This window comes from Enterococcus sp. LJL51 (genome assembly GCF_049894025.1).
Taxonomy (GTDB): Bacteria; Bacillota; Bacilli; order Lactobacillales; family Enterococcaceae; genus Enterococcus_L.
The window spans coordinates 72,691-89,844 of record NZ_JBNEQE010000012.1 but is presented as its reverse complement, the minus strand read 5'-3'; the positions used below and the strand labels follow the sequence as shown (position 1 = coordinate 89,844).

The following is a 17,154-nucleotide window of genomic DNA, read 5'->3' as shown; positions in this document are numbered from 1 at the left end:
TTGTTTTGTTGGTATATAAAAAAATATTTATTTTAAAGGAGGAAATTATGAAAAAGAAGGTTAGGTTAAATGGGTTAAAAATAGGAGTGCTCGGAGTCCTTTTCTTTACATTTGGTTTAAAAGCGGAAGCTGCTCCTGCTCGAGAGCAGCCTTTAATCGTTCAACAGCCGACTGGAGAACAATTGACAATTACAGAATATGGGGATGAGCATTTCAACTATGTTGTTTCTGATTCAGGGGATATTGTAAAAAAAAGCACGGATAACTATTGGTATTATGTAACATCCGATTCGATACGAGCTAAAGAAGCTTCTCTGTCTTCAGCAAAATATGGAGTTGACCTCCGTCCATTCAACACGTTGACTGCAGAAACAATTCATGAGCATCAAGAAGAATTAACAAATAAAACAGAGGCTGCTCCTTTGCTGGCAACAATGAAACAACTGACAGGTTCTGAAGTACGCGTTTCTTCACAGGGAGCCCAAAAGCTTTTAGTCATTCTAGTTGAGTTAGAGGATATGGAGTTGAAATATTCTCCAGATGTATGGACCGAAAAAATTTTTAATAAAAATAAGCAAAGTTTAGCACATTATTATGAGGACGAAACTGGCGGAAGAACTCATATTATTCCTGCATCGGAAACAAATACAGGAGAAGCAGGGATAGTAAAAGTAAAGCTGGATATGAAACATCCAAATACTGAATTTAGTATCGATAATCCGATGATGGTAAAAAAAGCATTAGAAGCACTAGATGGAAGCATTGATTTCTCAACATATGATACAAATGGAAATGGTCAATTAGAAGCAAATGAATTGCATATCATGACGATTATTGCCGGCTATGAAAGCACTAGCAGCTTTCTAGCGCCAGCGGTTTGGGCTCATTTTGCATACTTACAGGGTCAGACTGCGCTTAAACTTGATGGTGTTTCTTTTAAATCCTACACTCAAGTAGGAGAACGCGATTACAATTATTACCAAGGACACTATTTTCCAATTGAAAGTCCAGTTAATTTAGGCGTAATTTGTCATGAATTTGGACATAGCCTTGGCCTGCCCGATTTATACCATTCTTCAGACGGTAGTTTTGGTCGAACTAGTTTAATGGGGGCTGGAAGTTCTGGTGCAAAGAATGGCGAACTAGCCGGGGCGACTCCTGTTGGATTAGATGGCTATTCAAAAATGAAACTAGGTGTCCCTGTACAAGAAGTCGATTTGAGCGAAGATAGCATGCTCGAAATTGATTCTAGTAATGCTAGTGAAAATTTAATCTATAAAATATCTACAGAAAATCCTTATGAATATTTTTTAATTGATAATAGGCAATTTGACGGCTACGACCAAGGAATGGAAACATTAAGTGTTGCCCATCCTGGTATTGGTCTTTACAAAGTAAACGAACAGTTTACTTCTTTTGGCCACCCCCAAGAAGCCATGCTGCTTTCAGCTGATAAAGCTCTTAAACAGTCAAACGATAAAAGTGATCCATTCTACTTCATAGGAACTGGAACCCATGGTAAACCTCAGCCTACAAGCTTTAATAAAAGTACAATACCTGCAAATCAGCTTAGTGATGGAAGTTATTCAAACTTTGAGCTTGAGGTTTTATCAAAACCTTCAGCAGCTATGGATGTAAAAATTACGAAACATCGTCCTGTTGAAAATATCTCATTTAATTTTTCAGAAAAAGAAATTGCTGTGAGACAAACGCTAACTGTAGCACCGTTATTCAGTCCAGAAAACGCGACGAACAAAACTGTTTTTTGGAAAACTTCTGACACATCGATTGCCACAATAAATGAAAATGGTCAGGTGACTGCCCATAAAGAAGGAACTGTAACTATTTTAGCAACTAGTCAAGATGGAAATAAAGAAGCAAGTTTTAATCTAAAAATTAATAAAGCGATAGATGATCACGGAAATAACTCCAGTGAAGCCACAGAGCTTCAGCTCAATACGCCTGTGCACTATACTGCAGACTTTGAAAGCGATTATGACTATTTCAGCTTTACTGCTCCAGTAGATGGGTATTATGCCACAAAACTAACATTGTTAGTTACCAAAGGGATACAGCCGGAAATTCGGCTCAAAGGCAGCAACATTGGAAATTGGTTTGATACAGAAAACAATGAAGACTGGATTGTTTACTCTCTGAAAAAGGGTGAGCGTGTTGCTGGTGCGGTAACATACCGATCATCGTCTATACCAGAAGGTTCTGAAGGAGAAGTCAGCATGGTCAAACTAGATCATTCTGTTGAGATTGTGCCGGAAGAAAAAACCTTAGCTCTTAACTTAGGGGAAGAAAAGTTGTTGTCCTATGAAGTAAATGTACCCGAGCAGCTGCCCGCTGCCTTATTAAGTTTTAAATCAAACAATCCTAAAGTTGTAGAGATAGACAATCAGGGAAATCTTAAGGCTGTTGGGAAAGGGCAAGCTTTGATTGAGATAACTTCCAGCTTCTTCCGCAACAACCGAGTAACTATCAATGTGACAGTTCGGGATGATCATGGAAATAACTCCAGTGAAGCAACAGAGCTTCAGCTCAATACGCCTGCGCACTATACTGCAGACTTTGAAAGCGATTATGACTATTTCAGCTTTACTGCTCCAGTAGATGGGTATTATGCCACAAAGCTAACGTTACTGGTTACTAAAGGAATACAGCCGGAAATTCGGCTCAAAGGCAGCAACATTGGAAATTGGTTTGATACAGAAAACAATGAAGACTGGATTGTTTACTCTCTGAAAAAGGGTGAGCGTGTTGCTGGTGCGGTAACATACCGATCATCGTCTATACCAGAAGGTTCTGAAGGAGAAGTCAGCATGGTCAAACTAGATCATTCTGTTGAGATTGTGCCGGAAGAAAAAACCTTAGCTCTTAACTTAGGGGAAGAAAAGTTGTTGTCCTATGAAGTAAATGTACCCGAGCAGCTGCCCGCTGCCTTATTAAATTTTAAATCAAACAATCCTAAAGTTGTGGAAATAGACAATCAGGGAAATATTAAAGCTGTTGGAAAGGGAGTCACATATATTGAAGTAACTTCTAGCTTCTTCCGTAACAACCGAGTGAATATTACTATAACGGTCAAGTAAGTGAATAGAAAACGTTGATTTTGACTCAATCAATAAAACTGGAAGAAAAATTTAAACTTAATTTCAGCTCCAATAATTAACTATTCTAATTCAATTTTGGACAAACAAAGTGTTGAAGATGTTGCTTTAGATTTCAGCCAAACTGCTTATTGATGTAACACGCTCTTTGACACCAACTATAAGAAAAGGAACAGGCTGTTTAACGACCTGTTCCTTTCTTCTATTATTTCTGCCCGTTCTCTACGTAGCTCATATCATTTACAGAGTTTACTGTGAATTTTCCATCCTTATAAGTCACAGTAGAAATACTGGCATTGCTTAATCCAGTTGGCGGCAGTTCTGCATTGCTGTCCAGTTGTCCTAGTAAGGTAATAATGCTCATGCCATGAGAAACAACCAGGATATTCTTATGTCCTTCTTTTTCTGCATCCTTCACAATATCATCCAGAGAAGCGGTCAGGCGGTCAATAATCGTCTGGCTATCTTCTGCCGGCCAGTTAACGCCCTCTTCTACATTGTCTTTATCCAATTCAGCTAAAACATCGGCAAAATGCAGAATTGATTTATAAAAACCGTCTTTCTGCATCCCCTCCATGAACTCTTCATATGTTTGACCATCGGCTTCTGCCACAGCCGTCTGCATCTCTTCATTCATCATCCCTTCGTAGGTTCCAAAGTTATATTCCCGCAGACGTTTGTCCTTGTTGATTTCCATACCATTCTGACCATTATTGGCTAAGACCAGCTCAGCTGTTTCAATAGCTCGTCCACTATTGCTGCTGTAAACCTTATCAAACGTAACGTCTTCCAGCCCTTTTCCTAGATATTCTGCTACCTCTACGCCAGCCGGCGTCAGCGGCGCATCAATCCAGCCCTGCGAACGGTCCACTGTATTTAACATCGTCTTCCCATGTCTGGCAAAATAAATGGTTATTTCCCCGCTCTCTGCTTTTTCGCTGCCTACCGTTTTATCCGCCTTCTCAGTTCCCCCAGCACAGCCTGTCACAACTAATGCTGCTGCGGCTAGTCCTACTAAAAATTTTTTCATGCTCATTCTTAAACTCCTCCTCATTAATTTATTGAAAGCGGACAATGATTTCTTTACATACCTCCCTTTAAAAAAATAAAAAACCTAATTATGCCGATTCAAGGAATCCGCATAATTAGGTTTAGCTTGCCGAAAACAATCACTATCCTGCATATTCAACTGATTTCATTATAACTTTTTATCACCAAAATGAAAACCTTTTCTTATTTATAAAATAGGGGATTTTACAGAATTTTTCAGTTCATTTGATTTTTAACAGTTTATTTTCCATCTGGAGCAGTTTGTCGACTTGCTCCGGCAAGTTTCATTAGATTCCAGCTATTTCACTGACAAATTGAGCGGCCTGCTCACCGCTGCCTTCGCTTAATAGCTGAACGATTTTACTACCTACAACAACTCCAGCACAGCTTCTTCTAAATCGTTGGGCATGCTCCTTTGTTGAAACACCAAACCCGGCTAAAACCGGCTTGTCGCTAATTTCTTGAATAAACCGCAAGTGGTCATCCAATTCTGCCTGATAGTCTCTGCCAATGCCTGTTACTCCGTTTACAGCTACTGCGTAAATAAATCCTTCCCCGTCAGTCACGAGTGTCTTAATCCGCTCCTGTGGTGTCGTCAGTGCAATTAACGGGACTAACGCAATGTCCGTATTTTTCAGCAGCGGCGTCAAGTAGCCACGATGTTCATAGGGAAGATCTGGAATGATTAATCCTTTTACTGGTGTCTCCTTTAGCTCAGCAATAAGCCTTTCCAAACCAAACGAGTAAATCGGGTTGAAATAGGTCATCAATACCAAGGGAATGTCTGTTTTTATTTCTTTCAATGTCTCAATGATTTTAGCCAGCGTTACCTCCTGCTTTAGCGCAGCTAGTCCAGCCGCTTGAATCACTGGACCATCAGCTACTGGATCTGAAAAAGGAATGCCCAGTTCAATCGCTCCTGCTCCGGCAGCTGCAAGCTGGTGAATTTCATTTGCCAGATTCTCCAGTCCTTGAGCCCCCGCCATGATATACGGAACGATAATCGTTTCGCCATTTTTCTGTTTTTTAGTCAGCTGTTTCGTTAATGTCTTCATTGTATTCCCTCTTTTCCAGTAATGTTTTAATTTGCTGAACATCCTTGTCTCCTCTACCTGAAAGGCAAATAATCAGTTGTTTTTCAGGTCCTAGCTCTTGGGCGACCTTCACGGCATGACTAATTGCATGAGAGCTTTCCAATGCTGGAATAATTCCTTCTGTTCGACACAACAGCTGAAAGGCAGCCAACGCTTCATCATCTGTAGCAAAGGCATATTGCGCCCGACCGCTTTCATTTAAATGACAATGCTCTGGTCCTAGTCCTGGATAATCTAAGCCGGCTGAAATCGAAAAAGCTTCCTGTACCTGTCCGGCATCATCCTGCAGCAGCTTCATCATTGCCCCATGAAGAATGCCTACTCTGCCTTTATTAATAGAAGCTGCATGAGCCCCAGTTTCCAAACCTAAACCAGCGGCCTCCACTCCAATTAGCGCAACCTCCTGATCGTTAACAAAAGGATAAAAAATCCCCATCGCATTGCTGCCGCCGCCTACGCAGGCAACGACTGCATCCGGCAGCTTTGCTTCTGCTTCTAAAAATTGACGACGAGCCTCTTCCCCAATAATACTTTGATAATCCCGAACAATTTCCGGAAACGGATGCGGTCCCAGAACCGAACCCATTACGTAATGGGTGTCCTCTACATTAGCAACCCAAAACCGCAAAGCCTCATTGACGGCATCCTTTAGGGTTTTACTTCCCGATTCCACACTCTCTACCGTAGCGCCTAAAAGCTCCATTCGAAAAACGTTCAGCGCCTGACGCTCTACATCGACTGCGCCCATAAAAATGGTACATTCCATACCGAACAGCGCCGCCACAGTAGCAGTAGCTACACCATGCTGTCCTGCACCTGTCTCAGCCACTACTTTGCTTTTGCCCATTTTTTTAGCTAGCAGAATCTGCCCGATGGTATTGTTGATTTTATGGGCTCCTGTATGATTGAGATCCTCACGCTTCAAATAGATTTTTGCCCCGCCGATTTCTTTCGTTAATCTTTCTGCATAATAAAGGGGATTTTCTCGTCCCACATACTGTTTTAAATAATAGGCAAGCTCTTCTTGAAACGAGGCATCTGTTTTGGATGCTTCATATACTTCCTCCAGTTCCTTCACTGCTTTCATCAGCGTTTCCGGGACAAACTGCCCGCCGTAAGAACCATAAAATCCTTTAGTTGGTTGACTATACATCACATTTCCTCCTTCGCTTTTTTTAAAAATTCGGCAATCTTCTCGCAATCCTTTTCGCCGTTCGTCTCTACTCCGCTGGAGATATCCACAGCATAGGGGTTAAACAATTGTCTGGCAGTCTGAACGTTATCCACAGTTAATCCACCAGCAATAAATACTTTTTTATCGCTCAAATCATTAAGCTGCAGCTTTTCCCAGTCAAAGGTCTGACCGTTGCCTCCCACGTATTTTTGAGGCGGGGCATCAAACAACAGATACTCTGCTGGATCATTAGCCAGTACAGCCAAGTCAAGCGTATCCTTAACAGCCACTGCCCGAATATGCGGAACGGAAAAGCGGTTTGCTGGTCGCTCTCCATGGATTTGAACAAGATCTAAATCAGCGGCAGTAATGATTGCTTCCAATTCATCTAGAGTGGGGGAAACAAAAACGCCGACTTTCTTCACACTCTTAGGAATCATTTTGCTGATTCGACGTGCATGTTTGGGTGTAATCCGCCGCCTGCTCTCAGCAAACACAAAACCAATGTAGTCTGCACCATTCCTGACTGCGGTCTCCACATCTCCCTTTGTTTTCAATCCGCAAATCTTCACCTTCATCTTGCCGCCCTCAGCTCTCTAACCTTTGCTTCTGGTGAAGCAGCCCGCATTAATGTTTCCCCTACCAAAACTCCCTGATAACGGTCACTGATTGCTGCTGCCTGAGCACCGGTTTCAAAGCCCGATTCGCTAATGTATACTGCGTTGGTTTTCTGATGCTTCCCTAGTTCAATACTTGTTTCAATCGTCACCTCAAAGGTCTTTAAATTTCGATTGTTTACGCCAATCAGGGGAGCCGCTAAAGCTTCTGCAATCGTCAATTCCTCTCGATTATGGACTTCCATCAAAACCTCTAATCCCAGATCCTGTGCTGCTTGGAACAGTTCTGCCAGCTTTTCTGGAGATAATGCCGCAACAATCAACAGAATCATTGTGGCCCCGGCATTTCGTGCTCGAATCAGTTGTTTTTCGTCAATAATAAAGTCTTTGCACAAAACTGGAATAGCCACAGCCGCTGCAACCTCTTTTAAGGTTTCTATCGAGCCTTTAAAAAACACTTCATCTGTCAAAACAGATATAGCCGACACCCCCGCTGCTTCGTATAGCTTTGCCTGCTTGACTGCATCTACTTCCATATTTATCTGTCCTTTTGAAGGTGATGCCCGCTTGATTTCTCCAATGATATGAACATACTCTGGTTCATTTCTGACCCGTTCACAAAACGAAGGAGTCTGACGCAGTGTCTTCAGCTTTTCTCTAGACATCTTTGCGGTTTCCTGTGCTTTTTCCTGAAGTATCTTTTCTAAAAAATCCGTCATCAGGCTACCTCCTTTTGGATACGAATAAATTCCTGCAGCTTGTCCATCGCTGCCCCATCTTTAATGCAGTGTCCTGCAATCGAAATACCTTCTTCAATTGTCTGCGCTTTTCCGCTGCTGAAGAAGCCTAGACCTGCATTCAACAGAACCGTATCCAGATAAGGTCCTGCTTCATTTTTCAAGACAGAATATAAGATTTCAGTATTCTGCTGAGCATCGCCGCCCCGAATGGCAGTTAACGGCAGCCGCTGAAAGCCTAGTTCCTCTGGTTCTATGGAGTTTAAGGTAATCCTGCCATTTTCCAGTAGTGCATAATGAGTGGTTCCAGCCAACGAAGCTTCATCCAAGCGGCCGCCGCCATTGACAACGACTGCCCGCTGGCGGCCTAAGCTTTTTAGTGTAGCCGCCGTTTCTTCCAACAAGTCCAGACGATAGGTTCCCATCAGCTGAGAAGTCAATGGAACCGGATTGGTCAGCGGACCAATCAAATTCAAGACGGTCGGAACGCCTAGCTCTTTACGAACCTTCATCACATGCTTCATATTCGGATGCATAGCAGGGGCAAAGAGAAAGGCCAATCCTACCTCGTCCAGCAGTGTACCGATTCTTTCAGGAGACAGTCGAATATCCACGCCTAAGCATTCAAACAGGTCAGCACTGCCGGAACGGCTGGAAATACTGCGGTTTCCGTGCTTTGCTACTGTTACTCCGCCGGCAGCCAGAACAAATGCTGCTGTAGTGCTGATATTGAAGCTCCCTGACTGATCTCCTCCCGTACCACAATTGTCCATCACTTCTTCAGCCTGACAATTGATTTTTAACGCCTTGCGCTGGATAGTCTCAGCTATGCCTGCCATCTCCTCTGCGGTTTCTCCCTTACATTTCAATGCGGTCAGAAAAGCTGCCAGCTGACTATCTGTTAAACGCCCCTCAAAAATCTCTTCAGCAATACCTGTGGTCTCTAGTTTAGATAAATGTTGTTTTTGATATATTTTTTCAAATAGCTCTTTCATACTTTTCCCCTCCACATAACTGAATAAATCTCTGTATCATACTTGCTCCATCGGCGGTCCCAATAGATTCCGGATGGAACTGCAGACCAAAAACAGGATATTTTTTATGTTCAACGCCCATCACTTCATTGTCTTCTTCTGAATAGCCGGTAATGCAAAATCCTTCTGGTACTGACTGCTGCTTAATAACCAATGAGTGATAGCGAATAACCTCAAATGCCGCCGGCAGCTGCTGAAATAAATAGCCTGCTGTTTGCCTGACTGTCGATGCCTTTCCGTGATAAATACGATTTGCCTGCTGAACTTGTCCGCCGAAAACTGCACCAATTGCCTGATGTCCCAGACAAATGCCCAAAATCGGCTTTTCTTTGTAAAAGCGTTCAATAATTGAAAATACTTGTCCAGTCTCTTCTGGCTTACCCGGTCCGGGAGAAATAATTATTCCGTCAGCCTCTTCAGCTTTTCTCAGCAATTCAGGCGCATCATTCCGCAGAATACAAATATCAGCAAATTGTCCAGCCAGCTGAGCAAGATTATGTGTAAATGAATCATAATTATCAATTAGTAAAATCATTGTCCTACCTCCAATAATGCTTTTGCTTTTTGTAGGGTTTCTTCGTACTCTTTTTTCGGATCGGAATCATAAACAATCCCCGCACCTGCCTGTACATATGCTTTTTTCTGATGGATGACCATTGTCCGTATGGCTATGGCAAAATCCGCCTGATCATCTTTAGATAAATAACCAACCGCTCCGGCGTATATTCCCCGTTTAACCGGCTCCAGTTCATAAATACGCTGCATTGCTCGAATTTTCGGGGCTCCGCTGACTGTTCCTGCCGGTAGAGTGGCTTTTAACGCATCCATCGCTGTGCAGTTCTTTTTCAGCTTACCCGTAACAACAGAAACAATATGCATAACAAAGCGGTATTTTTCAATCGTCATATACAGAGGAACTTCTACCGAACCAATTTCGCTAATTTTTCCAATATCATTCCGGCCTAAATCAATTAACATCAGATGCTCGGCCCGTTCCTTTTCATCGGCAAGCAGCTCCTTCGCTAGTCGGTTGTCTTCTTCTGGCGTCGCTCCTCTTTTCCTCGTTCCAGCAATCGGGTTGGTTGTCACTGTCTGATTTTTCACACTCACTAAACGTTCTGGAGAAGAACCAACTACATAAGTATCAGTAAAATCCAGAAAATATAAGTAAGAAGATGGATTCTCCACTCGAAGTCTTCGATAATAATCAAAAGGATTATCCGTACAATCAGCACTTAAGCGTTGGGAAGGTACCATCTGGAACATATCACCTTCAGCAATATAGCGTTTGATTTTCTTAACCGTCTCTTCAAATTGATGTTTCGAAAAATTACTGCGGTAGTCAAGCGGATTTAGCTCGATTACTTTTTGCTCCTCAGGTACAGGAGTTCTTAATTGTTCAGCAGTTTGAGTTAACGCCTGTTCCAACTCTGCTTCTGTTCGTTGGGAATAGCTGTCAGCCTCTACCAGCAAAATGGTTTCTTTCAGATGGTCAAATAATAGAAATGAATCGAATAAATAAAAATGGATATCGGGAAGCCCCGTCTCATCATGGGGAATCGGTCCCAGCTCTTCATAACTGCCAATCACATCATAGCCAACATAGCCGATTGCTCCGCCCTGGAAAGGCAAGCCTTTGATAGGTGTCTCTGATACAAGAATCTGTTTTTCCAGCTCCTTTAACGGATCATCGATTTGATAAGATCCAACACCGGAAACCGTAAAGGTCTTTTCTTTTACGGTAATTTCTTTGACCGGACTCCAGGCAATAATTGTGTACCTTCCCTGGCTTTTATCTCTAGGTATACTTTCCAACATGCACTTGTTTTTTCCTTGTACTCTTAAGAATGCTGAAACAGCTGTTAAAAAATCGGCTTGTATTTCTTTTGTTTTCTGCATAATCGTTTCCCTCCATTTCTCTATTTGATACGCTCCGTTTCCTTTGTCCATCAGAAGCTTGCTTAGCTATGGTTCCGGTAACTACGCTCGCTTCGTTCGCCTAGTGCTGTTCATCATCTACTCTGCCTTCGGCAATCTCAGTGATTCCGCTCGGGTGACTACGCTCGCTTCGTTCGCCTAGTGCTGTTCATCATCTGCTCTGCCTTCGGCAATCGCAGTGATTCACAGCAAATAGCCCTCAAGAAACAGCCTGGCTATCCAGCTATTTCTTGAGGGCGAATAATTCGTTTATCCACGGTACCACCTCATTGAAAAGATTATTCAATCACTTCTGAACTGTCCCGAAAAAAACAAAAAACCCCCAAACCATAAAAAACTATGGTTTGAGGGTGAAAAGTCACGGTGCCACCTCAATTTGAAAGAATCCTTCTTTCCTCTCTGTCAGTCGTCCAACAACGACTTTTCTCTATAACGGGAGTTCCCGGAAATGCCTACTCTGATTCGGCACTTCGCTCGAAAGTCCATTCACAATCCCTTCCTTGCTGATTCCCACCGCCATCAGCTCTCTGTAAAGTACCGGAAATTGCTACTCCTCTTTCTCGAAGCTTTAATATTGTTACTCAGTTTATGCCAGTTCCTGTATTTTGTCAATAACTTTTTCTTACTTTTTTCAAAAAATTGAAAGTAGCTAGTATTTTCTAAGCTTAATTGTCTAAAAATTAGTCCAACGCTTTCATTGCATCTTCAATCATCAAGTGGGTTGATTCCAGTCCGCCCCCGCTCAAATACCAAACATCCGGCTGCAGGGTAATAACTTTACCGTTCTTACCAGCGTTTGTCTGCTTGATTAATTCATTATCTGTGATGTTGTCATTGGTTGTATCACCACCGATTGCCTGCGTCCGGTCAACAACAAACAAAATATCTGGGTTGTTTTCTAAAACATACTCAAATGAAACACTCTGTCCATGAGTTGATGCTTCAATGTTTTCATCGGCTTGTTTAAAACCAAATGTATCATGGACAATACCAAAGCGTGAGCCTTCCCCATAAGCAGAGAGCTGTCCTTCATTTAATAAGACAACGAGTGCCTTTTCGTCAGTAGCCTCAGCCTTTGCTTTTACCTCAGCAATTTCCTCTTCCAAAGAAGCAATTTTTTCTTTTGCTTCTTCTTGTTTGTCGAAGATTTCTGCCAAGGTCTCAATATTTTTCTTTGTAGAGTTCCATGTATCAGCTGCATCCACAGATAAATAAATCGTTGGTGCAATCCCGCTTAAGTCTTCTTTAAAATCGCTTTGACGGCCCGAAATAATAATCAAGTCAGGCTGAAGCTGATTGATTTTTTCCAAATCAGGTTCTTTGATTCCTCCAGCAGATTCTACCTCTGCATATTTATCTAGATAAGCAGGTAGATTGGCTGTTGGCGCACCAATTACTGTTTCCCCAACACCTAAGGCATCTAATGTATCTAGTGAGCCATTGTCGAATACAACGACTTTTTCAGGATTTTTTGGTACCTCAACAGAGCCGTCTGAATCCTCTACTGTAATTGTTTTAGCTTCCCCACTGCTAGCCGCAGTAGAGGAATCACCTGTTGCTGCTTTTTCTCCGCTGCCGCAGGCACCTAGTAATAAAACGACAGCCATTGAGCAGACTGCGAATGCTAATAATTTTTTCTTCATCTTCTTCCTCCAAAATAGTTATTTAGCCAGATAATCCCCTAGTTAATCCACTTGTTTTCTATCTGACTTTTTTCAAGCTTCTATTGCCTCGTTTCTCAACTAAAATACATACAGAAACGTTTTCCTTCAATTTCACAAATTCGGATATTCATATCATAGAGCTTATTCAGTGTTTTCGATTGAATAATTTCATCAGTAGTGCCATGAGCGAACATCTTGCCGTCTTTCATTGCAACAATCTCATCGGCATAGCTGGCAGCAAAGTTGATGTCATGAAGAACAATCACTACCGTCTTACCGAAATCATCCACCAGCCGACGCAGAATCTGCATCATCTGAACTGCATAATTCATGTCCAGGTTGTTCAAAGGTTCATCCAGCAGAATGTAATTGGTGTCTTGTGCAATGACCATTGCAATATACACCCGTTGAAGCTGTCCGCCGGATAAGGTATCAATCATGGCGTCTGCCAGCTCTGTTAAGCCAAGATGAGCCATCGCTTCTTCTATTTTTTCATAATCTTCTTTTTTTAGACGGCCTTTAGTATAAGGAAAGCGGCCAAAGCTAACAAGTTCTCTGACAGAAATTTTTAAATCAATATTATTTGCCTGCTTTAGAATCGACAGCTTTTTTGACAGCTCGCTCTGCTTCCAGGATTTTACTTCACTATGATCTAAATAGATTTCTCCGGTATCTTTAGGTATTAAGCGGCTCATCATTGAAAGCAGTGTACTTTTCCCTGCACCATTTGGCCCGATAAAAGCAGTCAGCTTTTGCTCGGCAACCGGCAGTTGAACCTCTGAAACAACGACCTTTTCTCCATAACGTTTTGAAACATTTTTGATTTCGATCATTTTTTCTGCTTCCTTTCACTGATGATTTTTCCGACAAAATAGACACCGCCGCCAAACTCTATCACAATACTCAAGGTTGTGTTCAAAGCAAAGATTTGCTCTACCAGAAATTGACCGGAGACTAGCAGTAAAATTGCCAGCAAACTACCGCCGATAAATAATTCCCGGTGACGGTAAGTGCCCATCAGCTGATAGCTCATATTTGCCACGATAAAACCTAAAAACGTTACCGGACCTACTAATGCAGTTGAAATTCCGACAATCCCGCTGACCGCTATCAACACAAGCAGCTGAAAGCCTGAAACTTCAATCCCCAGATTCATCGCTTGATCATGTCCTAGATGAAGGACATCCAGTGCATGACTTTGATGCCAAAGATATCCGGCAAAAACCGCCAGTAAAAGACCAGCCAGCAGCAGATAATGACTGTTGACGTTGCCAAAGCTGGCAAATAGTTTCCCTTGTAGTAAGTCATACTCGTTCGGGTCCATTACAACCTGTAAAAAGGTACTGATACTATTAAAAAATGTCCCTAATATCATTCCTATCATCAATAATAAAAATAAATCATTTTTTCCTCTACCCAATAAAAATTTGGAGAGCAGGATGCTGATTCCCATCATCAGCAGAATATTCCCCAGAAACTGAAGAAGCGATTCCTGTCCTAAAATTACTTGTCCGCCTAAAAAGAAAAATAAAACGGTTTGAATAAAAACATAGAGGGAATCTAAGCCTAGAATATTCGGTGTCAGAAAATGATTCTGTGTCATAGTCTGAAAGCTGATGGTTCCAAAAGCGGAGCCAATCCCTACCAGAATAAAAGCTGCCAGCTTCTTCCCTCTCAAAGCCAAAGCAAATGACCAATTTCCGTATGTTTTATACGTAAGATAAAGAAAACAAACTGCAATCACTGCCAGCAGCAGTAAAGCAATCTTTGTACTTGAACGTCCGGCTAATTTTCTCATACTGAACGCCTCCTTAACAGAAGTGCGATAAAGATGATACTGCCCAATACACCGACAACCACACTAACAGGAATTTCATACGGCGCTATGACCACACGAGCCAAAATATCACACAACAGTAAAAAGATGCTGCCGGCTATTGCAGTAATTCCCAGTGTATTTTTCATATGATCCCCATAACGCATTGCGACCAGATTCGGCACAATCACTCCTAAAAAAGGAATACTGCCGACCATTATCAGCACAACTGCACTAGCTAAGGCCACGATGCTTAACCCTAGAAGCTGCGTCCGCTGATAGTTCAGCCCAACACTTGTTGCCATATCTTCACCCATACCCGCAATCGTAAAACGGTAGGCAAAAGCATAAACCAGAATTAACAAGGGAATTGTCAGGTAAAGCAGCTCATAGCTGCCCTTCATCACTGTTGAAAAATTTCCCTGAAGCCAGCTGGACATGTTCTGAACCAGCTGAAACTGGTAGGCAAAAAAGGTAGCGATTGATCCAACGATATTTCCGAACATCACACCAATCAAAGGAATCATCACCTGATTTTTAGCTGGCAAAAAACGAGTCAGCGTTAGAAAAACCAAAGTTCCCGCCAAAGCGAAAATAAAGGCAATAAACGAACGGAACAACAGCGGAGCTGTAGGGAAAAAGACCATCACAACTAAAATACCCAAACGGGCGCTGTCCATCGTTCCAGCTGTACTGGGCGAAACAAATTTATTCTGTGTCAGGTGCTGCATGATTAGACCGGAAATACTGATTGTACTGCCGGCAATCATCAAGCTGACCGTTCTGGGAACTCGAGTAGTCAACAGTACCAGCTGCTGCTCGGAATCCCATTGAAAAAGCTGAGTAAAAGAAATGTCTTTCACTCCAACAAATATCGATATGAATGCTAAAAGGAGTAAAAACAAAAATAGGCCTATTTTTTTCACGCATATGCTCCTCTTTCTAATTGAGAATGATTTTCATTCTTAGTTTATAGTTTAGGCGAATTTCTGAGTAAATGCAACTGTTTTCAGAAGTTTTATTACTATTATTGTCAAAGCTTGCGGCTTCAAAAAAGCTGGTTTTACTGAATTTAGCTTTTTATTTATGCTATAATTTAGACAACTAAATCTAGTAAAGGAGGTCCCGCATGGGTGACGAACTGCAAAAACATTTAGACAACTCCCGTTATGGCACACCACAGCTAAAGCCTGATGAGCAAAGAAAATACTTAGGTACTTTCAAAGAGCGCTGCTATGTAACAATGACTCTGGCTCAAATGAAAAATGAAGAGGATAAAAAGAACTTCTTAAAGGAACTAGCTGCTCACCCGGCTGGTACAGTTTTGCTTAACGGAAAAATGGATACACCTTTACAAGCTGCTTATATTAAGCTGATTAATGAGCACAATGGTCGTTTTACGATTGTAAATGAGGCTAAAAACAGTGATCCCGATGCTATTGGCTTAATTCTAGCTGCAGATCAAGCAGTAAATGAAGACGAAATCGATATTGAAAAAAAATATCCTCACACAACAGATGAATCAAAATCTACGGAGAAAAAAAGTTTTTGGCGAAGTTTATTCTGATGATAAGAATGGAGGAGTACAGAAATGATTGAACAACATTTATTGAAAAGGGAACTGGCTGATGCTTTAACCACCCATATTCGCTTACTAAAGGATGTAGATGAAATCGAAATGGAGCATAGCGACGCACTGGCTTTTATGATGCGCAGCTTTGGCTTTATGCTGGACGGGGCGCCGGAAATTCTGGTTACCGAAGATGAAGAAGCCCTGTATTATATGATGTTTCAGTACTATAGTTTGTTAACTGAGCTAAAATATAATTTGATGCTGAACTTCCCTTATGCTCGTTTACAAGGTAGAGAAATTATGGCGGTGGTCAATGATTTCCCTGTTGCTTACGAACGTGAGATGAAGGAATGGTGGGAGCGCATGACTGGTCTGGAGGTAGAGGAAACAAAACAGACGATTGCTATTAAGGAATTGGATTATTAAAATTTGATTTTCTGTATCAAAAAATAAGTCTGGGATATAAATAAATTCCCAGACTTTTAATATCCTTAAAACTGAATAAGCGGTATTCCAAAAGCAGCTTTCTCGGAAATAAGCCTTACTATATTGAAAATGTGTAATCATTTTCGTATAGTAAGGCTTATTTCTTAAAGCAAATCACTTTGATACTGCCTCTTATTTTCTATTTAAAAACTTAATTCAAGGCACTAGCTGCCTCTTTATCTAATATCACAGTTAAATTAGGATGCAGCTGCAAAACGGATGCTGGGACATCTTCGCTAACAGGACCAGTTAATACTCTGCGAACCATTTCTGCTTTTTCAGAGCCGTTAACAATCAAAATCAGATGTCTTACTTTCATCACACTGGCAGGTCCCATTGTAACAAACTCCAGGCCTTTTTCCATCATCTCAGGAACAAACCAAGACTCGTCTCCCGTTACAGTAAGCTTGTAGGTTAGATTATTAAACTTTGTTGTTCCAGGCATATTTCCACAAAAATGCCCATCTTTTCCTAGACCAATCAGCATCCCATCCAAGCCGCCGACATTCTCCAGAGACTGGTCTTGCTCAGCATAGTTTTCTACTGTTAATGGATGAATATTTTTTTCATCAATTCCTGCTGGGGTTAAATATAAGCGTCTTAAGTCACTAATTGTTACCCCTTCAGCTTGCCCTTCCACTGGAATCTCATCAAAATTGTAGTAATGAACGTTCGTATAGCTAGAGTTGCCTTTCATAATATTTACCAGTTTTTCATAGACCTTGACTGGTGTATTTCCACCTGTAATGGACAGATTGACACGCTTAGCTTGTGACATATGGCCTAATAGAATATTTTTAGTTGTTTCGCTCATTGCTTCGAAATCGCTTTCAATAATGATTTTCATTTAAACACTCC

General features: G+C 41.6%; 16 protein-coding genes and 1 other annotated feature. Of the genes, 3 read left to right on the top strand and 13 right to left on the bottom strand.

The window, feature by feature from the left end; genetic code table 11:
• Positions 1–47 precede the first annotated feature (47 nt).
• The gene (locus tag ACPWSO_RS11955; protein WP_426083636.1) at positions 48–3,095 is read left to right on the top strand and encodes a M6 family metalloprotease domain-containing protein; all 3,048 of its coding nucleotides are present in this window, start codon (positions 48–50) and stop codon (positions 3,093–3,095) included.
• 223 nt (positions 3,096–3,318) lie between these two features.
• On the opposite strand, the gene ACPWSO_RS11950 is transcribed toward ACPWSO_RS11955, so the two are convergent.
• The 12 genes from ACPWSO_RS11950 to ACPWSO_RS11895 form a co-directional block, all read right to left on the bottom strand.
• Positions 3,319–4,149 (bottom strand): histidine phosphatase family protein, encoded by an 831-nt coding sequence (locus ACPWSO_RS11950; protein WP_426083634.1) that lies wholly within the window; start codon positions 4,147–4,149, stop codon positions 3,319–3,321.
• Positions 4,150–4,450: 301 nt separating this feature from the next.
• On the bottom strand, positions 4,451–5,218 hold the full coding sequence (gene trpA / locus ACPWSO_RS11945) for a tryptophan synthase subunit alpha (RefSeq protein ID WP_426083632.1): 768 nt from the start codon (positions 5,216–5,218) through the stop codon (positions 4,451–4,453).
• Positions 5,190–6,410 carry a tryptophan synthase subunit beta gene (trpB, locus tag ACPWSO_RS11940; RefSeq protein WP_426083630.1) on the bottom strand — a complete coding sequence of 407 codons (1,221 nt, stop codon included), beginning with the start codon at positions 6,408–6,410 and terminating at the stop codon, positions 5,190–5,192. Before trpB ends, trpA begins: the two co-directional genes overlap by 29 nt.
• Positions 6,410–7,009 (bottom strand): phosphoribosylanthranilate isomerase, encoded by a 600-nt coding sequence (locus ACPWSO_RS11935; protein ID WP_426083628.1) that lies wholly within the window; start codon positions 7,007–7,009, stop codon positions 6,410–6,412. Before ACPWSO_RS11935 ends, trpB begins: the two co-directional genes overlap by 1 nt.
• Complete coding sequence (trpC, locus tag ACPWSO_RS11930; RefSeq protein ID WP_426083689.1) at positions 7,006–7,770, bottom strand: indole-3-glycerol phosphate synthase TrpC; 765 nt, start codon at positions 7,768–7,770, stop codon at positions 7,006–7,008. The genes ACPWSO_RS11935 and trpC overlap by 4 nt, the downstream gene beginning before the upstream one ends.
• Complete coding sequence (gene trpD / locus ACPWSO_RS11925) at positions 7,767–8,780, bottom strand: anthranilate phosphoribosyltransferase (RefSeq protein ID WP_426083626.1); 1,014 nt, start codon at positions 8,778–8,780, stop codon at positions 7,767–7,769. The genes trpC and trpD overlap by 4 nt, the downstream gene beginning before the upstream one ends.
• On the bottom strand, positions 8,764–9,354 hold the full coding sequence (locus ACPWSO_RS11920) for an anthranilate synthase component II (RefSeq protein ID WP_426083624.1): 591 nt from the start codon (positions 9,352–9,354) through the stop codon (positions 8,764–8,766). The genes trpD and ACPWSO_RS11920 overlap by 17 nt, the downstream gene beginning before the upstream one ends.
• Positions 9,351–10,718, bottom strand: a complete 1,368-nt coding sequence (gene trpE, locus ACPWSO_RS11915; protein WP_426083622.1) for an anthranilate synthase component I — start codon at positions 10,716–10,718, stop codon at positions 9,351–9,353. Before trpE ends, ACPWSO_RS11920 begins: the two co-directional genes overlap by 4 nt.
• A gap of 382 nt (positions 10,719–11,100) precedes the next feature.
• Positions 11,101–11,330 (bottom strand) — a binding site (T-box leader).
• A 107-nt stretch (positions 11,331–11,437) separates the two neighbouring features.
• Positions 11,438–12,400 (bottom strand): siderophore ABC transporter substrate-binding protein, encoded by a 963-nt coding sequence (locus ACPWSO_RS11910; protein WP_426083620.1) that lies wholly within the window; start codon positions 12,398–12,400, stop codon positions 11,438–11,440.
• Positions 12,401–12,495: 95 nt separating this feature from the next.
• Positions 12,496–13,254 carry an ABC transporter ATP-binding protein gene (locus tag ACPWSO_RS11905; protein ID WP_426083618.1) on the bottom strand — a complete coding sequence of 253 codons (759 nt, stop codon included), beginning with the start codon at positions 13,252–13,254 and terminating at the stop codon, positions 12,496–12,498.
• Positions 13,251–14,219 (bottom strand): iron chelate uptake ABC transporter family permease subunit, encoded by a 969-nt coding sequence (locus ACPWSO_RS11900; RefSeq protein WP_426083616.1) that lies wholly within the window; start codon positions 14,217–14,219, stop codon positions 13,251–13,253. The genes ACPWSO_RS11905 and ACPWSO_RS11900 overlap by 4 nt, the downstream gene beginning before the upstream one ends.
• Positions 14,216–15,163 carry an ABC transporter permease gene (locus ACPWSO_RS11895; protein ID WP_426083614.1) on the bottom strand — a complete coding sequence of 316 codons (948 nt, stop codon included), beginning with the start codon at positions 15,161–15,163 and terminating at the stop codon, positions 14,216–14,218. Before ACPWSO_RS11895 ends, ACPWSO_RS11900 begins: the two co-directional genes overlap by 4 nt.
• A 203-nt stretch (positions 15,164–15,366) precedes the next feature.
• Here ACPWSO_RS11895 and ACPWSO_RS11890 point away from each other — a divergent pair, with 203 nt between their 5' ends.
• Complete coding sequence (locus tag ACPWSO_RS11890; protein ID WP_426083612.1) at positions 15,367–15,804, top strand: YueI family protein; 438 nt, start codon at positions 15,367–15,369, stop codon at positions 15,802–15,804.
• A 24-nt stretch (positions 15,805–15,828) separates the two neighbouring features.
• Entirely contained in the window at positions 15,829–16,236 is a 408-nt protein-coding gene (locus tag ACPWSO_RS11885; RefSeq protein WP_426083610.1) for a hypothetical protein, read from the top strand.
• A gap of 211 nt (positions 16,237–16,447) precedes the next feature.
• On the opposite strand, the gene ACPWSO_RS11880 is transcribed toward ACPWSO_RS11885, so the two are convergent.
• Positions 16,448–17,143, bottom strand: coding sequence for a glucosamine-6-phosphate deaminase (locus tag ACPWSO_RS11880; RefSeq protein ID WP_426083608.1), 696 nt, complete (start codon positions 17,141–17,143; stop codon positions 16,448–16,450).
• Positions 17,144–17,154 lie beyond the last annotated feature (11 nt).

Bases quoted from the DNA above. Each gene is read 5' to 3' on its own strand.
- trpA (WP_426083632.1), bottom strand. From the start codon at position 5,218: ATGAAGACATTAACGAAACAGCTGACTAAAAAACAGAAAAATGGCGAA.
- ACPWSO_RS11910 (WP_426083620.1), bottom strand. From the start codon at position 12,400: ATGAAGAAAAAATTATTAGCATTCGCAGTCTGCTCAATGGCTGTCGTT.
- ACPWSO_RS11900 (WP_426083616.1), bottom strand. From the start codon at position 14,219: ATGAGAAAATTAGCCGGACGTTCAAGTACAAAGATTGCTTTACTGCTG.
- trpE (WP_426083622.1), bottom strand. From the start codon at position 10,718: ATGCAGAAAACAAAAGAAATACAAGCCGATTTTTTAACAGCTGTTTCA.
- ACPWSO_RS11905 (WP_426083618.1), bottom strand. From the start codon at position 13,254: ATGATCGAAATCAAAAATGTTTCAAAACGTTATGGAGAAAAGGTCGTT.
- trpD (WP_426083626.1), bottom strand. From the start codon at position 8,780: ATGAAAGAGCTATTTGAAAAAATATATCAAAAACAACATTTATCTAAA.
- ACPWSO_RS11880 (WP_426083608.1), bottom strand. From the start codon at position 17,143: ATGAAAATCATTATTGAAAGCGATTTCGAAGCAATGAGCGAAACAACT.
- ACPWSO_RS11935 (WP_426083628.1), bottom strand. From the start codon at position 7,009: ATGAAGGTGAAGATTTGCGGATTGAAAACAAAGGGAGATGTGGAGACC.
- ACPWSO_RS11920 (WP_426083624.1), bottom strand. From the start codon at position 9,354: ATGATTTTACTAATTGATAATTATGATTCATTTACACATAATCTTGCT.
- trpB (WP_426083630.1), bottom strand. From the start codon at position 6,410: ATGTATAGTCAACCAACTAAAGGATTTTATGGTTCTTACGGCGGGCAG.
- ACPWSO_RS11955 (WP_426083636.1), top strand. From the start codon at position 48: ATGAAAAAGAAGGTTAGGTTAAATGGGTTAAAAATAGGAGTGCTCGGA.
- ACPWSO_RS11950 (WP_426083634.1), bottom strand. From the start codon at position 4,149: ATGAGCATGAAAAAATTTTTAGTAGGACTAGCCGCAGCAGCATTAGTT.
- ACPWSO_RS11885 (WP_426083610.1), top strand. From the start codon at position 15,829: ATGATTGAACAACATTTATTGAAAAGGGAACTGGCTGATGCTTTAACC.
- ACPWSO_RS11890 (WP_426083612.1), top strand. From the start codon at position 15,367: ATGGGTGACGAACTGCAAAAACATTTAGACAACTCCCGTTATGGCACA.